The organism is Algoriphagus sp. A40, assembly GCF_002002735.1.
GTDB lineage: Bacteria > Bacteroidota > Bacteroidia > Cytophagales > Cyclobacteriaceae > Algoriphagus.
Genome location: NZ_MUNY01000078.1, coordinates 250,518 through 268,779 on the forward strand (window position 1 = coordinate 250,518; position 18,262 = coordinate 268,779).

The window sequence follows — 18,262 nt, forward strand, 5'->3', positions numbered from 1 at the left end:
AACCTTGAAAAATTAAACTAAAATATAAATGAAAAACTTATTCATACTATTCCTAATCGCTTTCTCACCATTAATAGCGGTAGCTCAACACGAACATCATCAGACAGAGAAAGATACTACTGTAAAATCCAAAAGTCCACGTACATCAACTATGGCAATGATTGGAGATAACCATATTCATATAGACTATGGTTCGCCAAGCGTAAGAGGGCGAGTTATATGGAATGGTCTGGTCGCTTATGGACAAGTTTGGGCAACTGGTGCTCACAAAGCTACGTGGATTGAATTTTCGGAAGATGTAACAATCAACAATCAACTAATTGCTAAAGGAAAGTATGGGTTTTTCACAATTCCAAATGAGGAGGAGTGGATACTTATACTTAGTAAAGATTGGGATATGCATTTGGCGGATGATTACAATTCGGAGAACGATCTGATGAGGATAAAAGTCCAACCAAAAAAGAATGATAATCTCACTGAATCCTTACAATATCAGGTAGTTAAAACAAATGAAAACCAAGGCAAAATAGAGATAAGTTGGGAGTTTGTGAGCGTTTCGTTTGATTTCAAAAACGCTGAGAAGTGAGAAAATATACGTGTCCGATGCACCTTCAGGTGCTTAAAGACGAACCCGGCAAATGCCCTATTTGTGGGATGGATTTGGTGCCTTTAGGAAATAATTCAGAACATTCCCATCATGAAAATGCAGCCCAAAACCATTCAAACCATTCCCAAAAAGACTATAACAAACACGAAGGGCATCAAACAAGTGATTTCATCAAACGGTTCTGGGTAAGTTTAATTCTTACCATTCCCATCTTGCTGCTATCTCATATGATACAGCAATGGCTAGGATTCAGCATTGCCTTCCCAGGAGATAGGTACGTATTAATGGCATTGGGTACCGCCATTTATATTTATGGCGGGATGCCATTTTTAAAAGGAATGGTTGGCGAAATAAAATCCAAAGCCATCGGGATGATGACCTTGGTCGCTCTGGCTATTTCGGTGGCATATTTCTACAGTATGGCTGTGGCTCTTGGATTTCCCGGCATGGATTTCTTTTGGGAGCTTGCCACTTTGATTGTCATTATGCTCCTGGGACATTGGCTGGAGATGCGTTCCCAAATGGCCGCCTCAAAAGCATTACAGTCTTTGGTGGCATTACTGCCCAATGATGTGACTATTGAACGCAATGGTGAAGCGGTTAAAATAAAGTTGGATGAACTTGTTAATGGCGATACGGTAATCATAAAGCCGGGAGAAAAAATTGCCGCTGATGGATTGGTAATTGAAGGCTCTTCATCTGTGAACGAAAGTATGCTCACCGGCGAAAGTGTCCCTGTGAAAAAACAAGTGGAAGCGAAAGTAATTGCAGGCTCCATAAATGGTGATGGCGTTTTAAAGATCAAAGCTACGGGAGTCGGAAAAGACAGCTATCTCAATAAGGTAATCAGTTTGGTGCAGGATGCGCAGGCAGCAAAATCCAACACCCAAAATCTTGCAGATCGGGTTGCCAAATGGCTGACCTTTATTGCAATCGCTGTTGGAGTCGGGACTTTTGTTTTTTGGTATAGCAACAGTGGCGATTTAGCCTTTGCATTAGAAAGAATGGTAACGGTAATGGTTACCGCTTGCCCACATGCTTTGGGGGTTGCTATCCCATTAGTAGTTGCTATCTCTACAACCCTTTCTGCCACAAATGGTCTCTTGATCAGAAACAGGACTGCTTTTGAAACCACCAGGAAATTATCCGTAATCATTTTTGACAAGACAGGAACCCTGACGCAAGGATCTCACAGGGTCCAAAAAACGATTCCGCTGACAGATAAATATACTGGGGATGATATCATCCAATACGCAGCAGCAGTCCAGCAAAATTCAGAACACCATATTGCAAAAGGTGTACTCCAAACTCTAAAAGACAAAAATCTCGAGTTGTGGAAATCTGAGAATTTCCAGTTGATGCAGGGAATTGGTGTATCTGGAACCGTTAAGGGTAAGTCTGTGGTAGCGGCCGGACCAAATTATTTCAAAGATAAGAGCTTAGCCTATCCTGAAATCCCAAAGGATATCAATCAAGATGCCGAAACAGTGAACTTTTTGCTAATTGACGAGGAAGTCGTTGGCATTATTACCCTCGCGGATACCATACGGGAAGGGTCGCAACAAGCGATCAATAAATTAAAGACAATGAACATCAAATCGTTTTTGCTTACTGGCGATAACGAAAAGATAGCAGCGGCAGTAAGTAATGAGTTGGGAATGGACGGTTATTTTGCCAATGTGCTACCCCACACTAAACAAGAGAAGATCAAGGAATTCCAAACCAAAGGTGAAATTGTAGCAATGACGGGAGATGGGGTAAATGATGCCCCTGCATTGGCACAGGCAGATGTGGGAATAGCTGTGGGTTCTGGTACCGATGTGGCCGCTGAAACTGCTGATATCATTCTGGTAAATAGCGACCCAAGAGATGTCGCAAAAATGATAGATTTTGGAAAACGCACTTATCAGAAAATGATACAGAACCTTATTTGGGCGGTAGGATATAATATTATCGCTATACCCCTTGCCGCAGGTGTGCTCTATCCAAACTTTGTATTAAGCCCTGCTTTGGGTGCAGTGTTAATGAGTGCCAGTACCATTGTAGTAGCTGTTAATGCAAGCCTATTAAAACTAAATAAATCAAATTCCTGAAATGATAAAAAGTATTATTTATATGAAGTTGTTGTTAATACCTGTTGTGCTATTGGTAACCAACTCGCTTTTCGCACAAAAAGTAGTTCGATACGACTTGTATGTAAAGGATACCCTTGTCAATTTTTCAGTCAAAGAGAAACGGGCCATTGCTGTAAACGGACAAATACGGTAGCGTCCCGATAAGTGTGTAAGTGGTTGACAAAGTTGCTCTGGAATTTGGTGACCTTTTCGGTTCATAGAATGCTGAGCGGCACATCTACTTTTGTCGCTCCAGTGTTGGATCAGCCGACTGAGCTCAACTGGACCTAGGTGATCGAACAAGGCAATACCTATACGATTTCTTTTGAGCCAGAAGTCCCAACCATTTCAGCCACCTCCTCAGCCCCGATCCATAGCCTGGGCTTAGTTTTTAATGCCGTTCACTTGGGAGGAGAAACCGATGATTCTTTCCAGCCACTTTCGGCTACCGTGAATGTTTTGGCTGATGGGGAAGTCTATCGACAATTTGACTATGAAGCTTTACCTCCAGGAGAGGTTTCTGTACCACTTGCTGAGGAGATTACTCTCAATTGATTCTGGCTAATTCCGTCTTTTCATCTTGCCTTATCCTCGAAGTATTAACATGCCCTATTCCGGTTTTATCCAATTGTATGCACAAAGGTCGGACGGCCTGTCGGTTTCAAAAAATTGGGGCTTTCAGCAGAATTCCCTAAAAACAGGGTTTCCTACGGACTACCTCCCAGTTTTTAAATTCTAATTTTTTCTCACTTTCCCGGCCATCCTAAATGACCTGCATAAATTTTAACTAAAACCAAAATACTATGGCATTCTCAAAAAAGTACATCGGTAAAGGAAAGCAAGTCGAAAACATGGACATTGTGGAAGTGAGCCTGAATATGGCCGAGCTTCAAAACCACACCTTCGAGTACGAAGGCGAAACCTTCGTCAAGTTCAATGTCGCCAAGCTAAAAGAACCGGATCAGTACGGAAAAACCCACACAGTTTACGTTTCTGTCAAAGAATCGGATTCGGAAGAATCTTGAGAAAAGCCCTTCGGGGCTTTTTTTTATGATCGCTAGACGGTGGGAAATCTGGAGCAGATTGAACCCCTCTACCCGGAGTGTTTTCGAGAGGGACACTTTTGATTTGGGCTCTCCTTTAGCACCATTTTGCATTCGCTATTAGGAAAGATCCAGTGCTTATTGTTTAGTGGTTGTGGCACAAACTTGATCATCCACTTTTGGTTTTTCGTTGGATTGTTTTGAGGAATTCGGAATGAAAAACGTCATAATAATTATACAGATCGTCAAAATTCCAAAACCGATATTTGCTATCTGAAAGCATCTTGCTGCAAATAGTAAATTGTCTCCTTTTTGGTTGTCAAGTTCAGATGATTTATTTACAATATATATTAGGTCGTGAATTTCTTCATTGATGAAATCTATTTCTTTTTTATTGTTTGATATTGTAGAAGTGCTTCTGTTTGGGTACTGATATCTGTTTATTTCAAGGGTCTTTGTAGCTTGGATCACAGCATATAAATAGTGTATCAGCACTACGAGGAAAATGACAGATAGAATAATCCTACCCAGCAAGTTTACTTCTGAGAAACTGTCTATAAGTAGAGATATGAATAAGAAAAAAACTGATGATACAATACTGGCTTGTCCAATCAGTTGTGAATTTTTTGTTTCAATTGTATTTCTTCTCTCAATGTGATTGGCCTCCATTTCCTTAAGATACGCCAGTTTCCTTTCAGCAATTGATATTTTTTTCTCCTTTTTGAACTCCTCTTTAGTTGGAGGAGATTCCTGAGGCACTTTCCAAAACCCTATATACTTTAAATAGTCTTTAATCATTTTCATTACCAGAAAGAAGTGAAATTATGGCGTCTGAAATTGGTAAACCAGTTTCCAATTCAATCCAAGCCCATTGACCGTTTGGATTAACTTCTAAAAAGACGTATCTGCCATCTATATCGTAAATCATATCAATAGCACCAAACGAAAGTCCTAATTTTTCAACAAGCTCGATACATTTTAGTCCTATTTCAGTTGGTAGTGTAAACGGGATTAGCGGAACCTTTTCTTTTCTCCAGTCAATTGAAGTGTTTTGATTAGACTGAGAGTCTATTTTTACCGTAAATAGTTTATTTTTTACTACTGTAATTCTTAATTCATACTGTTTTTTGATTTGCTTTTGGAATATGCACGGGGTTAGGTCAAAATCATGAATATTTTCAATTATTTCGGGTTGGATAATATTTGTGAAAATGTTTTTAAATCCATCGGTCATTTCTATTCTGCCTTGACGTATTGGCTTTATTATTAGCTTTTTTTCGTGATTGTTGTAAAAATTTAGAAATTCGAGATGATTGTTGGTGACTAGTGTCTCAGGAATATGAAACCCGGTATTTCGAGCTTCAGTTAATTGAAGTAATTTGTTTTCTGCCCTATAAATTTTTTCTGGTTTACTAATCCAAACTTTAGGAGAAAGAATTTCAAAAATATTACTGAATAGTGTTTCAAAATCTTTAAGTAAGTATAATCGTTCTTGTGAGTTGATCTCGTCAAATGCAGGAAGCTTAAATCGTCTGAACCACACTGAATCAAATTTCGAATTCCCAACAATATTCAAGGGATTGCTTGAAAGAGGATTTATGGAGTATAGTGTAGAAAAAATGTCTTCACAATTTAATCTGTAGTACTCAATTTTCTTTCTATTGAGCTTTTCAATTAAAAAGTCAGCTGTGTAGTCTTCCTTATGTGTAATTATGAGGATCATCTGTCTGAGTCGCTGGATTCAGACATTTTTGTTAGGGTGTTAGTGTCCAATAGGTTCCTAAGGTTGCCCAAGTCAAAATCACTGTCAGTGGTTTCAGAGTTTGACAGGCTTTTAGTACTTGTTTCGAGCAAGGAATTTAATCCCCGGTGACCATCATAGTCATTGTCAGTACCTTCACTTGAAACTCTTGTGTGAGTTTGGGTTCCCAGTGCTACTTGAGAAATAGCGGGAATATTAGTGCCAGTTAATACAGAAAGATTTTGGGTTTTTGAATACTCGATAATAGAGTAATCAAGATCTGCTTCACCATTGTTTTCAGCAAATTTTAGTATTAGTGGTTTCATAAGGTCCTTTTTTCTTAGGCAAGATATTGATCTTAATATATTTAGAAAGGATTGAATTAGATCCTGGATTTTTATTGGTTTTAATCTTTTTTAAAATACCGTGATTATAGTCAGGTGGAAAATCATATCCCCGCCAACCCCAATTCCCTCAAAAACTCATTGTGGGCTTTTTGTGCGGCTTCGATTTTCTTGTCGAGTTGGGCCAATTTGGCGTGAACGGCCCGCAGATCAATCTGCTCCTCTTCCTGAGAGGTGCTTACATATCTGGAAATATTGAGATTGAAGCCGTTTTGCTCAATCTCCTTCATGGAGACTTTTCTTGAGTATCGGTCTTTCTCTTTTCTGAATTTGTAGGTTTCAATAATGTCTTGGATATGCTTTTCATTCAGGGAGTTTTGGCGTTTTCCTTTTTCAAAATGATCTGCTGCATTGATAAATAATACATCATCTTGCTTCTTACATTTTTTCAGTACCAGGATACAAACCGGGATTCCCGTCGAGTAAAAGAGATTGGAAGGCAAACCAATGACAGCATCGATATGATTATCCTGAAGCAGTTTGGTTCGGATCCGCTCTTCAGCTCCTCCCCGGAACAGTACCCCGTGAGGAAGGATTATAGCCATGGTTCCTTCTTTGGACAGAAAATGAAACCCATGCAACAAAAAAGAAAAATCCGCTGCTGACTTGGGAGCCAAGCCGTGACTCTTAAATCTGAAATCCTCTGCCAAAGTATCATTGGGTTCCCATCGCAAGCTAAAGGGTGGATTAGCAACGATGGCATCGAATTCCGTCTTTTTCGCCGGATTTACCTCGTTTAGGACATCCCATTGATTGATCAGGGTGTCCCCGTGGAAAATCTCAAACTCGGTGTCCTTCATGCCATGAAGAAGCATGTTCATTCGGGCCAAGTTGTAGGTGGTGATATTGTTTTCCTGCCCGTAGATCTTGCCTACAGTTCCGCCATTTTCTTTGATTCGTTTTCTGACATTCAATAGAAGCGAGCCAGAGCCACAGGCGAAATCCAGCACCTTATCTAATTTTTGCTTTTTTCCTGTAGCCGGTTCTTGGCTATCTAATGCGACGATCTCCGAAAGAATCGTGGAGATCTGCTGAGGGGTATAGAACTCCCCAGCCTTTTTACCCGAACCTGCTGCAAACTGACCGATCAGATATTCATAGGCATCTCCCAACGCATCGGAATCGGTAGAAAAGTCCGCAATTCCTTCAGCGATTTTCTGGATGATGCTGCACAGTTTTTTATTTCGCTCTGTCGGAGTTTTTCCCAGCTTTTCGGAATTCAGATTGATCTCCGAAAACAATCCCTGGAATGAATTGTCAAAGGATTCATTTTCGATATAGCGGAATCCATTCTCAAGAGTCACTAACAAATCTCCGGAATGCGTACGGGCGAGTTCCGTGATATTGCTCCAAAGGTGCTCCGGCTTGATCACATAGTGGATTTTTTTCCGCATTTGTTTTTCAAAGTCGGGAATGTCCTCCTCATTGGATTCGTACCAAACGGATAGGGGAGTTCGCTTGTCTTCCTCCGACAAGATGGGATAGTCTGATCCGAGTTCTTTTTTGGCTGATTCAGAATAGTTGTGGGAGAGGTATCTCAAAAACAAAAAGGAAAGCATGTAATCCCGGAAGTCATCCGCATTCATGGAACCTCTCAGGTCGTCTGCTATTTTCCAAAGGGTTTGCCCCAGTTGCTGTTGTTCTTTTTGTGTCATTAATCTAAATTTTTTGGAAATAACCCCTGCATCAAGCCTTTTTTGTGGTTATGCAATTGCTCAATTTTCTTAGTCTGGGATTTTATCAAATCATCCAAAGATGAAAGACAAGAAGCGATTCTATTTTGTTCCTCTATAAGAGGAATCAAGATTTTGGTGGTAGATAATACTTCCTGGCCTACATTATAACGAGTACTACCACCTGCTCTTGAAGAAATGCTATTTCTAACTTCTTTGGTTTTTAGGAGGACGTTTAAAAATAATGGGTCATAATGTCCAATCTTTTTTCCTCGGATTACAAATCCACCGAAAGTTGCAGTTTTATTGTTATCAATATAGACGTTAGCGGATCCTACTTCTTCTTGAGTTTCGGAACTTCTTTGAAAGAGTATATCTCCATATTCTACGGAAAACTTTTCCACTATTTCCTTACTGACATCTACTGAACCAATAATCTTTTCATAGGTGATAAGTTCATTACTTAAAATATCCATTACGTTTATAAACTTAATGCCTTTGCCGTATTGCTCTTTTGAAGCATTAATACCGTTCTTGAATTCTAATAATTCTCCTAACTTTTTCTCCATCCACTCCCCATAATTTTCAAATTCTGGAAACCGATAGGTCGGAATGGTTTGTCCTTCCTGTGGAAAAAGATTTTGCATCAACCCTTTTTTGTGGGCTTTGAGGGCTTCCAACTTCTCTTTGTTGGCATTAATCATTTCATCCAGGGAAGAAAGGCAACCAGCAATTTTTTCTTGTTCGGGTTTGGAGGGAGTTGGTAAAACAATACTGAAGAAATCTTTCGCCCTAATATTCAGAAGCCCATCCATTCTTGCACCACTTGTAATGAACTGTTGAAGTTGCCTACCGTGATAGTTATTGTCAAAATAACCTTGAAAGAAATCCCCAATGAAATTTGGCTTAAACCTAAAGCTGATAAATGCATTTGGAACAGCTACTTGTTTGAACTCTTTCAATTTATATATACAACCTTGTGGAAATCTTTTTGAATTTCCTTTGTTATATGAAAATTCACCTTCGTTTAGGACAATGTAATTTTTGTACTGATCTCCAGATATATCGCGGCTAAATTTTTCAGCTTGAGACACGAAGCCTATTCCCGCACTAATACTAGCAGTAGTTAGCTGTTTACCATTGACTTTATCTTCTATACGCTCTGCAACTTCTCCTAAAGTTTTTTCTTCCCAATCCCCATCCTTCTCAAACTCAGGAAAACGAAGTTTTGGTGCCAGTTTCGGTTTGGTTTCCACAGAATTAATTAAGCTATCACTCATCTTCTTTATTCAGTTTATTCTGGGCGATTTCTATGGCTTGGTGCAGTTTCTGTTCGAGGACTTTGATAGGGGGTAAGTGAACCAGGTATTCTGCGACCTTGATATTTCCTCTGTCCAGCTGTAGCAGCTCGATATGTTCCTGATTTTTGGAGGCGCAGAGAATCAGACCTATGGGTGGATTTTCGCCTTCCAGGGTTTCATGTTTTTCCAGCCAGCGAAGGTACAGCTCCATCTGTCCTTTGTATTCGGCCTTGAAGTGGCCAAGCTTAAGATCTATGGCCACGAGGCTTTTTAGCCTTCGATGGTAAAACAGAAGGTCGATATAATAATCGACCTGATCGATGCTGATTCGCTTTTGGCGGGCTAGAAATGCAAAATCTGAACCCAATTCTCCAATGAATTTTTGAAGTTCACTTAGAATGGAGTCTTCCAGGTCCTTTTCGGAATACGTGTCACTCAATCCCAGAAAGTCAAGAAAGTATGGATCCCGAAAGACTAAATCCGGATTGATCGGGTCCTGATTTTTCAGTTTTTCCAAAGAGGATTTGATTGTTTCCTCCGGTTTTTTACTGATGGCTGTTCGCTCATAGAGCATGGAGTCTATCTTTTCCTGTAGGTCGCGCACGCTCCATCGTTCCAGTTTGCAGATTTCGATGTAAAACATGCGTTTCACGTCGGTGTCCATGGGAATGATCTGCCGGATATGTGACCAGCTCAATTGTGCACACACTGTGTGCACAATCTCCTCCTCCGGGAAAACTTCAGCAAAGCGTAGGCAATAGTGGATTTGTCGCTTGCTCCATCCTTTTCCATATTCTTGTACCAATTGATGTGACAAGGAGTTGATGATTTCTTTTCCGTATTCTGCCCGTTGATGCTGAAGGACCTCTTTTTGAAGTCGCTTACCTACCTGCCAGTAAAGCACACTTATGGCTGAATTGACCGTTTGGGCCACCTGTCTCCGGCTCTGATCAATGAGCAGTTTGATTTCGCCAAAGAGAAGGTCTGAGTTTCCTTGGGGTGTAGAAATTTCTTTACTCATAAGCTGCCAGTCCTGATATTTCACGGCCTTCGGCCAGTTTTTTTAATTGGGGCACCAAGTCGTTCATCAAAGCAGCCTCGGCTTTGCTTCGCTGTTTCCAACCCAGTTCCAGCGGTTCCAGTAAATCGGTGAGTTTTTCCCCATCAAAAATCATCCGGTTCATGATCTGTTCCACAAAGGCTTTCAAGTCAGCAGTCTGCAAACCGTGAGTTTGGGCTATGGCAGCCAATTCCTTGTGGTACTTTTCTACTTTGAATTTCTCAAAGTTTTGCTTGAGTTCATCGGTAGTTTGTCCAGTACTCCAATCCACCTGATTTTCGATATAGTCTGTTAAGTCTTCCTCCTCATCCATCAAATTGGAATTGGATCGGAGCAAACTGATCACCTGGGACTTGGTCATTTTCTGCTTGGAAGGCTTCTGCTGGGTGCTTTCCGCGATCAGCCCCATGATGTAATCATAATCAATCACGGCCGAGGCAAACAGCACAAATTCAAAGTCCAGTTGCTGGATATCCTCCGGTGCATCCTCTCCTTCTTTTTGCTGGATTTCCCGGAGCTGCTTGGCAGTCTCCAGGTAGGAGCTTCTGAATTCCTGCAAGTAATCCTTGGGAAGAATGGCCTCTATGGTTGCTTTTTGTTCCTCATCCAGATCGGTATATTGATCGAGTTGGGTTTTGAGTCGCTGTACTTCTTTGAAGTTTTTGACAAAGGCAATCTTGGCCGCATCCCCCCGAAGGTTGTACACTTCCTTAGGCTCGTTGACCAGATCGTGTTCTTGCATAAAGTCGCCCAAGGCTTCTACCGCTTTTTGGTAATGATCAATGACAACCGGAGCAGGATCTACCATCCAGATTTCTTTGGCTTTGCCTACGTCTTCCCCGCAGAAAAGGGTAATGGCTTGGTTGACTGCTTCCTGCTGGGACCGAAAATCCAGCACATTCCCGTAAGGCTTGGTATCATTCAACACTCGGTTGGTTCGGGAAAATGCCTGAATCAAACCATGGTGCTTTAGGTTTTTGTCCACATACAGGGTATTGAGATACTTGGAGTCAAAACCTGTGAGCAACATATCCACGACAATGGTGATGTCGATCTTGTTTTTGTGCGGGAAATCCTTGTTGCTGTATTTCTGATTTTTGATTCGGCTCTGCACATCCTGATAGTACAAATCAAACTCGGTGATCTTATGATTTGTGCCAAATTGCTTATTGTAGTCGGCAATGATTTCCATCAGAGCAGCTTTTTTCTCCTCCGGATTCTGCTGATTGTCTTCCTTTTCCTGAGCAAGATCTTCTTGGAGCTGTCGGATATCGGCGGCATTTTTTTGATCTCCGTTTTGAGCCAAAAGCTGTGCAGGAGGAGAGAAAACACATGCAATATTCAGCGGGGCAAAATTCGGATCTGCAGCAGTCCTTTTTTTCTGAATCTCTTTAAATAAATGAAAGTATTCGATGGCGTTATTAATGGATGCTGTGGCAAAAACCGCATTGAATTTCCGCTGATTAGTGGCTGCATCGTGTTTGTCAAGGATGGCCTCGACAATTTTCTGTTGGGATATCGCTTCCCCTGGCTTGGGATTTTGATCTCCTTTTCCCTTGAAATAGTCGATATGAAATCGCAGGACATTCCTATCGTCTATGGCGTGGGTTATGGTATAGGCGTGAAGCTGCTTTTCAAAGATTGACTCGGTCGTTTTGTAGGATTCGTATTGATCTTCCCTGACTTTATAAGTCGCATTTTGATCAAAAATTGGAGTACCCGTAAATCCGAAAAGCTGAGAATTAGGAAAGAAATCCTTGATGGCTTTGTGATTTTCTCCGAACTGGGAGCGATGGCACTCATCAAAAATAAACGCGATCCGCTTTTCCCTGAGGGGTTCCAGCCGTTCCTTGTAGTTTCGTTTGTAGGTGCCGTCTAAGGCAAGTCCAAGTTTCTGAATCGTAGTTACAATGACTTTGTCCGAATAGTTAGTAGATAGCAACCTTGACACTAAGGTTTCGGTGTTGGTGTTTTCTTCTACACTTCCTTCCTGGAATTTGTTGAATTCTTCCCTTGTCTGCCGATCAAGATCCTTTCGATCCACCACAAACAGACACTTTTCAATATCCGGATTGTCCTTGAGTAGGGTAGAAGTTTTGAAAGAAGTCAGTGTTTTACCACTTCCGGTGGTGTGCCAGACATAGCCATTTCCTCGATTCTGCTGAATACAATCCATGATGGCTTTGACCGCATAAATCTGGTAGGGTCTCATGACCAGCATTTTCTTTTCACTTTCTACCAATACCATGTATTTGCTGATCATCTCAGCCAAGGTGCATTTGGTCAGAAACTTTGCCGTGAAATCCTGGAGGTGGGTGATTTTCTTGTTGTTTTCATCGGCAAGCTGATAGATAGGCAAAAATTGCTCGTCCGCATTGAAGGCGAAATGTTGGTTTTTGTTGTTTGCAAAATAGTAGGTATTGCTGCGGTTACTGACGATAAACAGCTGCATAAAACACATCAACGAATTGCTGTAGCCACTTCCAGGCTCAGTTTTATATTCGACGATTTGCTGCATGGCTTTTCGTGGAGAAATGTCCAGCTTTTTCAATTCTATCTGGACAATCGGGAGGCCGTTGATCAGCAAAATCACATCATAGCGATGCTGGCTGTTTTCGGTATTGATCCGAAGCTGACTGACTACCTCGAAATCATTTTTACACCAGTCTTTGATGTTGACCAAGGTGTAGTGAAGTCCGGTACCATCTTCCCTTTGGAAATACTGTCTTTCACGAAGAAGTTTGGAAGCCGAAAACACATCCGGCTGGATAATTTCCTCTCGTAATCTTAAAAATTCACTGTCGGTAAGTTGGATTCGATTGAGTGCTTCAAACTTGATTTTGAAGTTCTTTTCCAGGCTTTTCCGGTCGATAATGTCTGGACGGTGGACGTATTTTAGATCGATCAGCTGCCTGATCAGATCCAATTCTATTTGATTTTCTTTAGTCATTCAGATCCTCCTTCAATAAATCTTTGGGTTTCACTTCCAAAATTCTGGCGATTTCAAAAAGTACTTCTAGTCTGGGCTGCTGACGATTTTGGACGTAACTATTGACCATGTTGTAGCTCTTCCCGAGCTTCTCTGCCAACCAGACCTGCTTAATTCCTTTCTCCTCAAGTACTTCCTTTATTCGGTTCATATCCGCATAAAATTAGAAGTTCAAAATAGCCTGAAAATCTTAATTATCTCGTTTTTTAAGATGTTTTCTATTGGTGGTAAACTTAAGAATAAGGATTACCAAAAAATTCCCCCCCCGTTTCGCCCACTCCTTTCGTTCCGATTCATTCGTGCCATTTTCCAAATGACAGCTCTTTTCTCTCCACTCTAGGAAAGGGCTTTCACTCCCCACGGCTACCGCTTCATTCCACTTACCCTTCTCCCGAGTCCCGGCAAGCCTGGGACTCGGGAAGGCCGTTTTGTGAAGCCGTAGCATGAGCCTCCTCCCCAAGTGCAAGCGATTAACCAATAAAGCCGTCAAGTTATCGGACAGATAACTGCGCACCATCAAAACAACTGACTGTCACACAAGAACCTGGGAAAAATTCTACTCAGAAAATAAAGTTTTTATCATAAAAGATATATGTTAGATCAGTCTAACTTATTACTTTTACCATTCTAATAATAAGAATGTGAAGAAGCTGATTCTGATACTACTAGGCTGTCTGGCCTTCGCCTGTGAAAATATCATTCCCGAGCCACCGGCAGTGGATGAAATTCTAGACGGCCCAATTGATGGGCTAAACTCAAGCGAGCAAGCCCGATTTCTGGCCGGGGATTTTGCCTTCAATGATGAGGTATTTTCCTCCGGAACAGGTCTGGGGCCTACATTTGTGGCTACTTCCTGTGGTAGTTGCCATGCTGGTGATGGAAAAGGCCATCCGTTTACTACACTGACACGCTTTGGTCAGACGGCTCCAAATACGCCTCCCAACCTGCTTATCGGAGGTCCTCAACTCCAAAATAGAGCTATACCAGGATACACACCGGAAATACTTCCGGAAGGAACACCATTTATGAAGCTAACCCCACCTGCCGTCACGGGCTTGGGTTTGCTGTCAGCCCTTACAGATGAGCAGATCCTGACTAATGCAGACCCTTATGATCTTGATGGAGACGGAATTTCCGGGGTGCCCAACTATGTAAATCCTCCCGCTTATTTTGTTCCTAAGTGGTTTCATCAAGATGCAAATGGGCGCTATATGGGGCGCTTTGGCAAAAAGGCAGCTACCATCGATCTGCTCCAGCAGACCGTATCAGCGTACAACCAGGACATGGGCATCACTTCTACATTTGAACCAGTTGACCCTTTTTCAGGATTGGAAGTGGATCAGGAAGTGAGCGACCAGACCGTCAGGGATGTGGTTTTTTACCTCCGTACACTAAAAGCACCTATCCAGCGCTCACAAAATGACCAACAAATAATTCAGGGTAAGACTTTGTTTTCCCAAATCCAATGTGGGGATTGCCACACCCCAGAATGGACCACCCCAACCTCTGATATTGTAGCTTTGTCCAATAAAACCTTTTTTCCCTATACAGACCTGTTGTTGCATGATATGGGGCCGGGATTGGATGACGGTGTAACCGAAGGCTCTGCTGAAACTTTCGAATGGCGGACACCTCCCCTTTGGGGTTTGGGTCTTTCTCCAAATTCCCAAGGAGGCAGCTACTTTCTCATGCACGATGGCCGGGCCAGCAGCATTGAGGAGGCAATTTTACTGCACGGAGGTGAGGCAAATTCAAGCCGTGCCAAGTTTGAGTCGCTCTCTGCCGATGATAAAGCTGCTTTGATCCGTTTTCTTGAATCCTTATAACCTTCCAAATCCATGAATAGAAATGAGTTTATCAAAACCTGTGGATGGGGGTGCTTTGGCATCATGGCGGGAATTTCCGGTTTATCCTCGTGTGCCGGTACCAAGTATTTTCAGGCTAGCCTTGAGGGAGATTATATGGTAGTTCCGCTGGATGCTTTCGTGAATTCGAAGGATGATCAATCCAGCTTCCGGCCAAGTGTGATAGCGCATCACGAATCACTTCAATACCCGATTGCGGTTTTCCGGCTGTCTGAGACTGCCTACCAAGCATTATGGATGAGGTGTACCCATCAAGGCACAGAACTTCAGGTGTTTGGCGACCGGCTCCAATGTCCTGCCCATGGTAGTGAATTCACTAATACCGGTATGGTGCAAAATGGCCCGGCAGACGACCCCTTGCGAACCTTTCCGGTTCAAATTGAAGCAAACATCTTAAAGATCGACTTGAAATGAAAAAATATTTATTCCTTCCTGTCTTCTTGTTTGCCATGGTTGCAAATGCCCAGATCGACAGTACCCTGTTAAAAAGAATACCGGTCGATACTTCAGGTACCCAAACCATGAACATGGATGCAGTATACAATCGTCCTTTTCTTCAATTAGGAAATTTACCGGCTTCCATTGGCGGGTACGTTGAGGCCGATTATCAATACATGGGCCAAGATGGAATCACTGAGGGCCACAGTTTTCGTATCCCCCGCTTTACTCTTTTTGTGGCCTCTTCGATTCACAGGAAAATCAAGTTTCTCTCTGAGATTGAGTTGGAGGAAGGCGGAAAACAAATATCCATCGAATTTGCTGCATTGGATTTAATTTTCCATCCTCTAATTAACCTCCGAGGTGGAGTAGTAATGAATCCCATCGGTGCGTTCAACCAAAATCATGATGGTCCAAAATGGGAATTTGTGGATCGGCCAATTGCCATGACTGAAATGCTTCCAGCCACCTGGAGCAATGTTGGTTTTGGTCTATATGGCAAGTATTATTCAAAGGCCTGGGCTTTTGGGTATGAAGCCTACCTGACCAATGGCTTCGACGACAGCATCATCAGTAATAATCAAAACAAAACTTTCCTTCCGGCAGCAAAAGAAAATGCCCTGCGCTTTGAAGAAAGCAGCAATGGGCAACCCCTGTTCACGGGCAAAATAGCAGTCAGAAACAACAAGGTGGGAGAATTAGGACTTTCCTACATGGGCGAGATTTATAACCGATTTGAGACAGATGGTCTCGTTCTGGATGCCAAAAGACGCCTGGATGTATTAGCCGTGGATTTCAACACTACCATTTCGGCTACAAAAACCTATTTGGTTGGCGAATGGGCCTGGGTAATGGTTGATGTACCTGAGACTTATAGTCAGCAATTTGGTGAACGGCAAAAGGGAGGGTTCGTAGACATTGTACAACCTATCCTGAGAGGAAAACTGGCTGGTTTTGATAAAGCAGTATTCAGTCTGGCCTGCCGACTGGAATATGTTGACTGGAACGTGGGAAGTTTCGAGGAAACCGGAGGAAATATTTCTGATGATTTGTGGGCAGTAGTTCCGGCAATCAGTTTCAGACCGGTATCACAAACCGTCATCCGACTTAACTACCGGTACATGCAACAACAGGATATCTTGGGAAATCCACCGGCTAAAATCGGGGGAGTGCAATTTGGGTTGTCAAGCTACTTTTAACTGCATTGTATTCCAAAGGGGTAATTTAAGTATTTAAGGCTTTGCTTAAATAAGTTCCACTCCATACCTTTGTTAAGCAAATGCTTAAATACAAAGTTATGAATACATGCATCCGTGTCTTTGCCGATAGCGACCAGATCAATAGGTGCAGGGAAGACTTGAAAAGCAAGGGGGAAGGTTTTTTAGAACTGGCAGTTGTACTGAATCTTGCCGGTAATGCGGTTCGCATCAAAATCCTGTACCTCCTGAATCAGGAAAATGAACTTTGTCCGTGCGACTTATCAGACATTTTGGGTATGACAGTTCCGGCCGTCTCCCAGCATTTGAAAAAGCTGAAGGATGCAGGAATCGTGACTACTAAAAAATCGGGACAAACCATTTTTTATTCAGTAGAAGCGCAAAGTCAGCGAATCATTTCTTCAGTGCTCGATTTGTTTAACCTCCCAAATTCAATTACCACGCTATGAAAAAGTCCCTTTTAACCAGCGGCCTTATAGCCGCTTTAGTGAGTTCCCTTTGCTGTATCACCCCGGTGCTTGCTCTAGTGGCCGGTGCGAGCGGGATCGCGTCCACTTTCTCCTGGCTGGATCCAGCACGGCCTTTTTTTGTAAGTATCACCGTGATTGTGTTGGGATTTGCCTGGTACCAGAAGCTTAAAGCCAGGAAAGCAGAAGACATCGAATGTGCATGTGAAGATGATGAGAAACCAAGCTTTTGGCAGACAAAAAAGTTCTTATCAATAATCACGGTTTTTGCAGCCCTGATGTTAACATTTCCGCTCTATGCTCACATTTTCTACCCCAAAGCCGACAAGCAACTGGTCATCGTAGAGAAGTCCGATATACAGACCGTAAATTTTGAAATCAAAGGAATGACATGTCAGGGCTGTGCAACTCATGTCGAGCACGAAGTAAATAAGCTCGATGGTATCCTAAGAGTAGCTGCTTCTTATGAATTGGGCAATGCCGTTGTAGAATTTGACAATACAAAAACAGGTATTCAGGAAATACAACAAGCCATCAACTCAACGGGATATTCCGTGACCAATAAAACAGAGAAATAAATGGAAATCATATTAGAATCAACCATCACCTGCCCTAATTGTGGCCATCAGAAGGAAGAAACCATGCCCACTGACGCCTGTCAGTATTTCTATGAATGTGAAAACTGCCTCAAGGTGCTAAAACCAAAAGAAGGAGATTGTTGTGTGTATTGCAGTTATGGAACGGTCAAATGTCCGCCAATACAGGAAAATGCCGGTAGCTGCTGCTAAAATCTTGTTCGATTTGCAATACCCTTGCGTCCTATTATTGTGTTCCTTTGCAGGCAAATGAAATTCATTCTTTCCATATCGTTAGGTTTTCTGTTCCTGATGCAGGCATTGGGGCCTACTATGGATGTATGCTGTGAGTTGCCAAAGCTTCCAGTACTTTTTGAACACTACGAGGAGCAGTCTGAACACGATGGAACTTCATTTCTGGAATTTCTTGATTTCCATTATGGAGACGGTCAAAATGAAGAAGACCACCACCATGATGACGAGCATGACAAGAACTTACCCTTCCATGACCAGCATCAGTGTTCCCATGGCTCCATTTTTATTACCCCTTTAATGGAAAAAGTGGAGATACCCACCCAATCCTTTTTCACTCTTACTCAGACAGGTTTTTACAGCTTCTCGCTCTGTTCTGAACACCCCGAATCCCCATTCCAGCCGCCCAAGGCCTGATTTTCCGGACATTTAAGTTGAAGTAGTTATTATTTCCAAGCGGTCGCTTGGAAGTGATCTTGCATTTTCAATTTACTCCCCTAGCTCCAAATTCAAGGG

20 protein-coding genes are annotated in these 18,262 nt (G+C 42.2%); 12 read left to right on the top strand and 8 right to left on the bottom strand.

What is annotated here, in order from left to right:
• The first annotated feature begins 28 nt into the window (after positions 1-28).
• The 5 genes from B0E43_RS21080 to B0E43_RS21095 all read left to right on the top strand — a co-directional run bounded on the left by B0E43_RS21080 (position 29) and on the right by B0E43_RS21095 (position 3,746).
• Positions 29-586, top strand: a complete 558-nt coding sequence (locus B0E43_RS21080; RefSeq protein ID WP_077353357.1) for a DUF2911 domain-containing protein — start codon at positions 29-31, stop codon at positions 584-586.
• A complete protein-coding gene (locus B0E43_RS21085) occupies positions 583-2,700 on the top strand; it encodes a copper-translocating P-type ATPase (RefSeq protein ID WP_077353358.1) in 2,118 nt (705 codons plus the stop codon). The genes B0E43_RS21080 and B0E43_RS21085 overlap by 4 nt, the downstream gene beginning before the upstream one ends.
• A 1-nt stretch (position 2,701) precedes the next feature.
• Positions 2,702-2,875, top strand: coding sequence for a hypothetical protein (locus B0E43_RS23040; protein ID WP_168171993.1), 174 nt, complete (start codon positions 2,702-2,704; stop codon positions 2,873-2,875).
• Between the two features lie 137 nt (positions 2,876-3,012).
• Positions 3,013-3,276, top strand: a complete 264-nt coding sequence (locus tag B0E43_RS21090; RefSeq protein WP_077353359.1) for a hypothetical protein — start codon at positions 3,013-3,015, stop codon at positions 3,274-3,276.
• 248 nt (positions 3,277-3,524) lie between these two features.
• A complete protein-coding gene (locus B0E43_RS21095; RefSeq protein WP_077353360.1) occupies positions 3,525-3,746 on the top strand; it encodes a hypothetical protein in 222 nt (73 codons plus the stop codon).
• Between the two features lie 156 nt (positions 3,747-3,902).
• On the opposite strand, the gene B0E43_RS21100 is transcribed toward B0E43_RS21095, so the two are convergent.
• The 8 genes from B0E43_RS21100 to B0E43_RS21135 form a co-directional block, all read right to left on the bottom strand.
• Positions 3,903-4,568, bottom strand: a complete 666-nt coding sequence (locus B0E43_RS21100; RefSeq protein WP_077353361.1) for a hypothetical protein — start codon at positions 4,566-4,568, stop codon at positions 3,903-3,905.
• Entirely contained in the window at positions 4,555-5,487 is a 933-nt protein-coding gene (locus B0E43_RS21105) for an MvdC/MvdD family ATP grasp protein (RefSeq protein WP_077353362.1), read from the bottom strand. Before B0E43_RS21105 ends, B0E43_RS21100 begins: the two co-directional genes overlap by 14 nt.
• Complete coding sequence (locus B0E43_RS21110) at positions 5,484-5,831, bottom strand: hypothetical protein (RefSeq protein WP_077353363.1); 348 nt, start codon at positions 5,829-5,831, stop codon at positions 5,484-5,486. The genes B0E43_RS21105 and B0E43_RS21110 overlap by 4 nt, the downstream gene beginning before the upstream one ends.
• A 122-nt stretch (positions 5,832-5,953) precedes the next feature.
• Positions 5,954-7,564 carry a type I restriction-modification system subunit M gene (locus B0E43_RS21115; protein ID WP_077353364.1) on the bottom strand — a complete coding sequence of 537 codons (1,611 nt, stop codon included), beginning with the start codon at positions 7,562-7,564 and terminating at the stop codon, positions 5,954-5,956.
• The gene (locus tag B0E43_RS21120; RefSeq protein WP_077353365.1) at positions 7,564-8,862 is read right to left on the bottom strand and encodes a restriction endonuclease subunit S; all 1,299 of its coding nucleotides are present in this window, start codon (positions 8,860-8,862) and stop codon (positions 7,564-7,566) included. The genes B0E43_RS21115 and B0E43_RS21120 overlap by 1 nt, the downstream gene beginning before the upstream one ends.
• Positions 8,855-9,904 carry a YhcG family protein gene (locus B0E43_RS21125; RefSeq protein ID WP_077353366.1) on the bottom strand — a complete coding sequence of 350 codons (1,050 nt, stop codon included), beginning with the start codon at positions 9,902-9,904 and terminating at the stop codon, positions 8,855-8,857. The genes B0E43_RS21120 and B0E43_RS21125 overlap by 8 nt, the downstream gene beginning before the upstream one ends.
• Positions 9,897-12,893 (bottom strand): type I restriction endonuclease subunit R, encoded by a 2,997-nt coding sequence (locus B0E43_RS21130; RefSeq protein ID WP_077353367.1) that lies wholly within the window; start codon positions 12,891-12,893, stop codon positions 9,897-9,899. Before B0E43_RS21130 ends, B0E43_RS21125 begins: the two co-directional genes overlap by 8 nt.
• A complete protein-coding gene (locus B0E43_RS21135; RefSeq protein ID WP_077353368.1) occupies positions 12,886-13,083 on the bottom strand; it encodes a helix-turn-helix transcriptional regulator in 198 nt (65 codons plus the stop codon). Before B0E43_RS21135 ends, B0E43_RS21130 begins: the two co-directional genes overlap by 8 nt.
• Positions 13,084-13,573: 490 nt before the next feature.
• On the opposite strand from B0E43_RS21135, the gene B0E43_RS21145 reads away from it, so the two are divergent.
• The 7 genes from B0E43_RS21145 (at position 13,574) to B0E43_RS21175 (ending at position 18,163) form a co-directional block, all read left to right on the top strand.
• Positions 13,574-14,758 (top strand): di-heme oxidoredictase family protein, encoded by a 1,185-nt coding sequence (locus B0E43_RS21145; RefSeq protein WP_077353370.1) that lies wholly within the window; start codon positions 13,574-13,576, stop codon positions 14,756-14,758.
• A gap of 12 nt (positions 14,759-14,770) precedes the next feature.
• A complete protein-coding gene (locus B0E43_RS21150; RefSeq protein ID WP_077353371.1) occupies positions 14,771-15,211 on the top strand; it encodes a Rieske (2Fe-2S) protein in 441 nt (146 codons plus the stop codon).
• On the top strand, positions 15,208-16,434 hold the full coding sequence (locus tag B0E43_RS21155) for a hypothetical protein (protein WP_077353372.1): 1,227 nt from the start codon (positions 15,208-15,210) through the stop codon (positions 16,432-16,434). The genes B0E43_RS21150 and B0E43_RS21155 overlap by 4 nt, the downstream gene beginning before the upstream one ends.
• Positions 16,435-16,532: 98 nt before the next feature.
• Positions 16,533-16,901 (top strand): metalloregulator ArsR/SmtB family transcription factor, encoded by a 369-nt coding sequence (locus B0E43_RS21160; RefSeq protein WP_217349190.1) that lies wholly within the window; start codon positions 16,533-16,535, stop codon positions 16,899-16,901.
• Entirely contained in the window at positions 16,898-17,497 is a 600-nt protein-coding gene (gene merTP, locus B0E43_RS21165; protein ID WP_077353374.1) for a mercuric transport protein MerTP, read from the top strand. The genes B0E43_RS21160 and merTP overlap by 4 nt, the downstream gene beginning before the upstream one ends.
• The gene (locus B0E43_RS23225) at positions 17,498-17,707 is read left to right on the top strand and encodes a GDCCVxC domain-containing (seleno)protein (protein WP_077353375.1); all 210 of its coding nucleotides are present in this window, start codon (positions 17,498-17,500) and stop codon (positions 17,705-17,707) included.
• 24 nt (positions 17,708-17,731) lie between these two features.
• Positions 17,732-18,163, top strand: a complete 432-nt coding sequence (locus B0E43_RS21175) for a hypothetical protein (RefSeq protein WP_217349191.1) — start codon at positions 17,732-17,734, stop codon at positions 18,161-18,163.
• Positions 18,164-18,262: the final 99 nt, after the last annotated feature.

Bases quoted from the DNA above. Each gene is read 5' to 3' on its own strand.
- B0E43_RS21080 (WP_077353357.1), top strand. From the start codon at position 29: ATGAAAAACTTATTCATACTATTCCTAATCGCTTTCTCACCATTAATA.
- B0E43_RS23040 (WP_168171993.1), top strand. From the start codon at position 2,702: ATGATAAAAAGTATTATTTATATGAAGTTGTTGTTAATACCTGTTGTG.
- B0E43_RS21095 (WP_077353360.1), top strand. From the start codon at position 3,525: ATGGCATTCTCAAAAAAGTACATCGGTAAAGGAAAGCAAGTCGAAAAC.
- B0E43_RS21100 (WP_077353361.1), bottom strand. From the start codon at position 4,568: ATGAAAATGATTAAAGACTATTTAAAGTATATAGGGTTTTGGAAAGTG.
- B0E43_RS21105 (WP_077353362.1), bottom strand. From the start codon at position 5,487: ATGATCCTCATAATTACACATAAGGAAGACTACACAGCTGACTTTTTA.
- B0E43_RS21110 (WP_077353363.1), bottom strand. From the start codon at position 5,831: ATGAAACCACTAATACTAAAATTTGCTGAAAACAATGGTGAAGCAGAT.
- B0E43_RS21115 (WP_077353364.1), bottom strand. From the start codon at position 7,564: ATGACACAAAAAGAACAACAGCAACTGGGGCAAACCCTTTGGAAAATA.
- B0E43_RS21120 (WP_077353365.1), bottom strand. From the start codon at position 8,862: ATGAGTGATAGCTTAATTAATTCTGTGGAAACCAAACCGAAACTGGCA.
- B0E43_RS21125 (WP_077353366.1), bottom strand. From the start codon at position 9,904: ATGAGTAAAGAAATTTCTACACCCCAAGGAAACTCAGACCTTCTCTTT.
- B0E43_RS21130 (WP_077353367.1), bottom strand. From the start codon at position 12,893: ATGACTAAAGAAAATCAAATAGAATTGGATCTGATCAGGCAGCTGATC.
- B0E43_RS21135 (WP_077353368.1), bottom strand. From the start codon at position 13,083: ATGAACCGAATAAAGGAAGTACTTGAGGAGAAAGGAATTAAGCAGGTC.
- B0E43_RS21150 (WP_077353371.1), top strand. From the start codon at position 14,771: ATGAATAGAAATGAGTTTATCAAAACCTGTGGATGGGGGTGCTTTGGC.
- B0E43_RS21155 (WP_077353372.1), top strand. From the start codon at position 15,208: ATGAAAAAATATTTATTCCTTCCTGTCTTCTTGTTTGCCATGGTTGCA.
- B0E43_RS21160 (WP_217349190.1), top strand. From the start codon at position 16,533: ATGAATACATGCATCCGTGTCTTTGCCGATAGCGACCAGATCAATAGG.
- merTP (WP_077353374.1), top strand. From the start codon at position 16,898: ATGAAAAAGTCCCTTTTAACCAGCGGCCTTATAGCCGCTTTAGTGAGT.
- B0E43_RS23225 (WP_077353375.1), top strand. From the start codon at position 17,498: ATGGAAATCATATTAGAATCAACCATCACCTGCCCTAATTGTGGCCAT.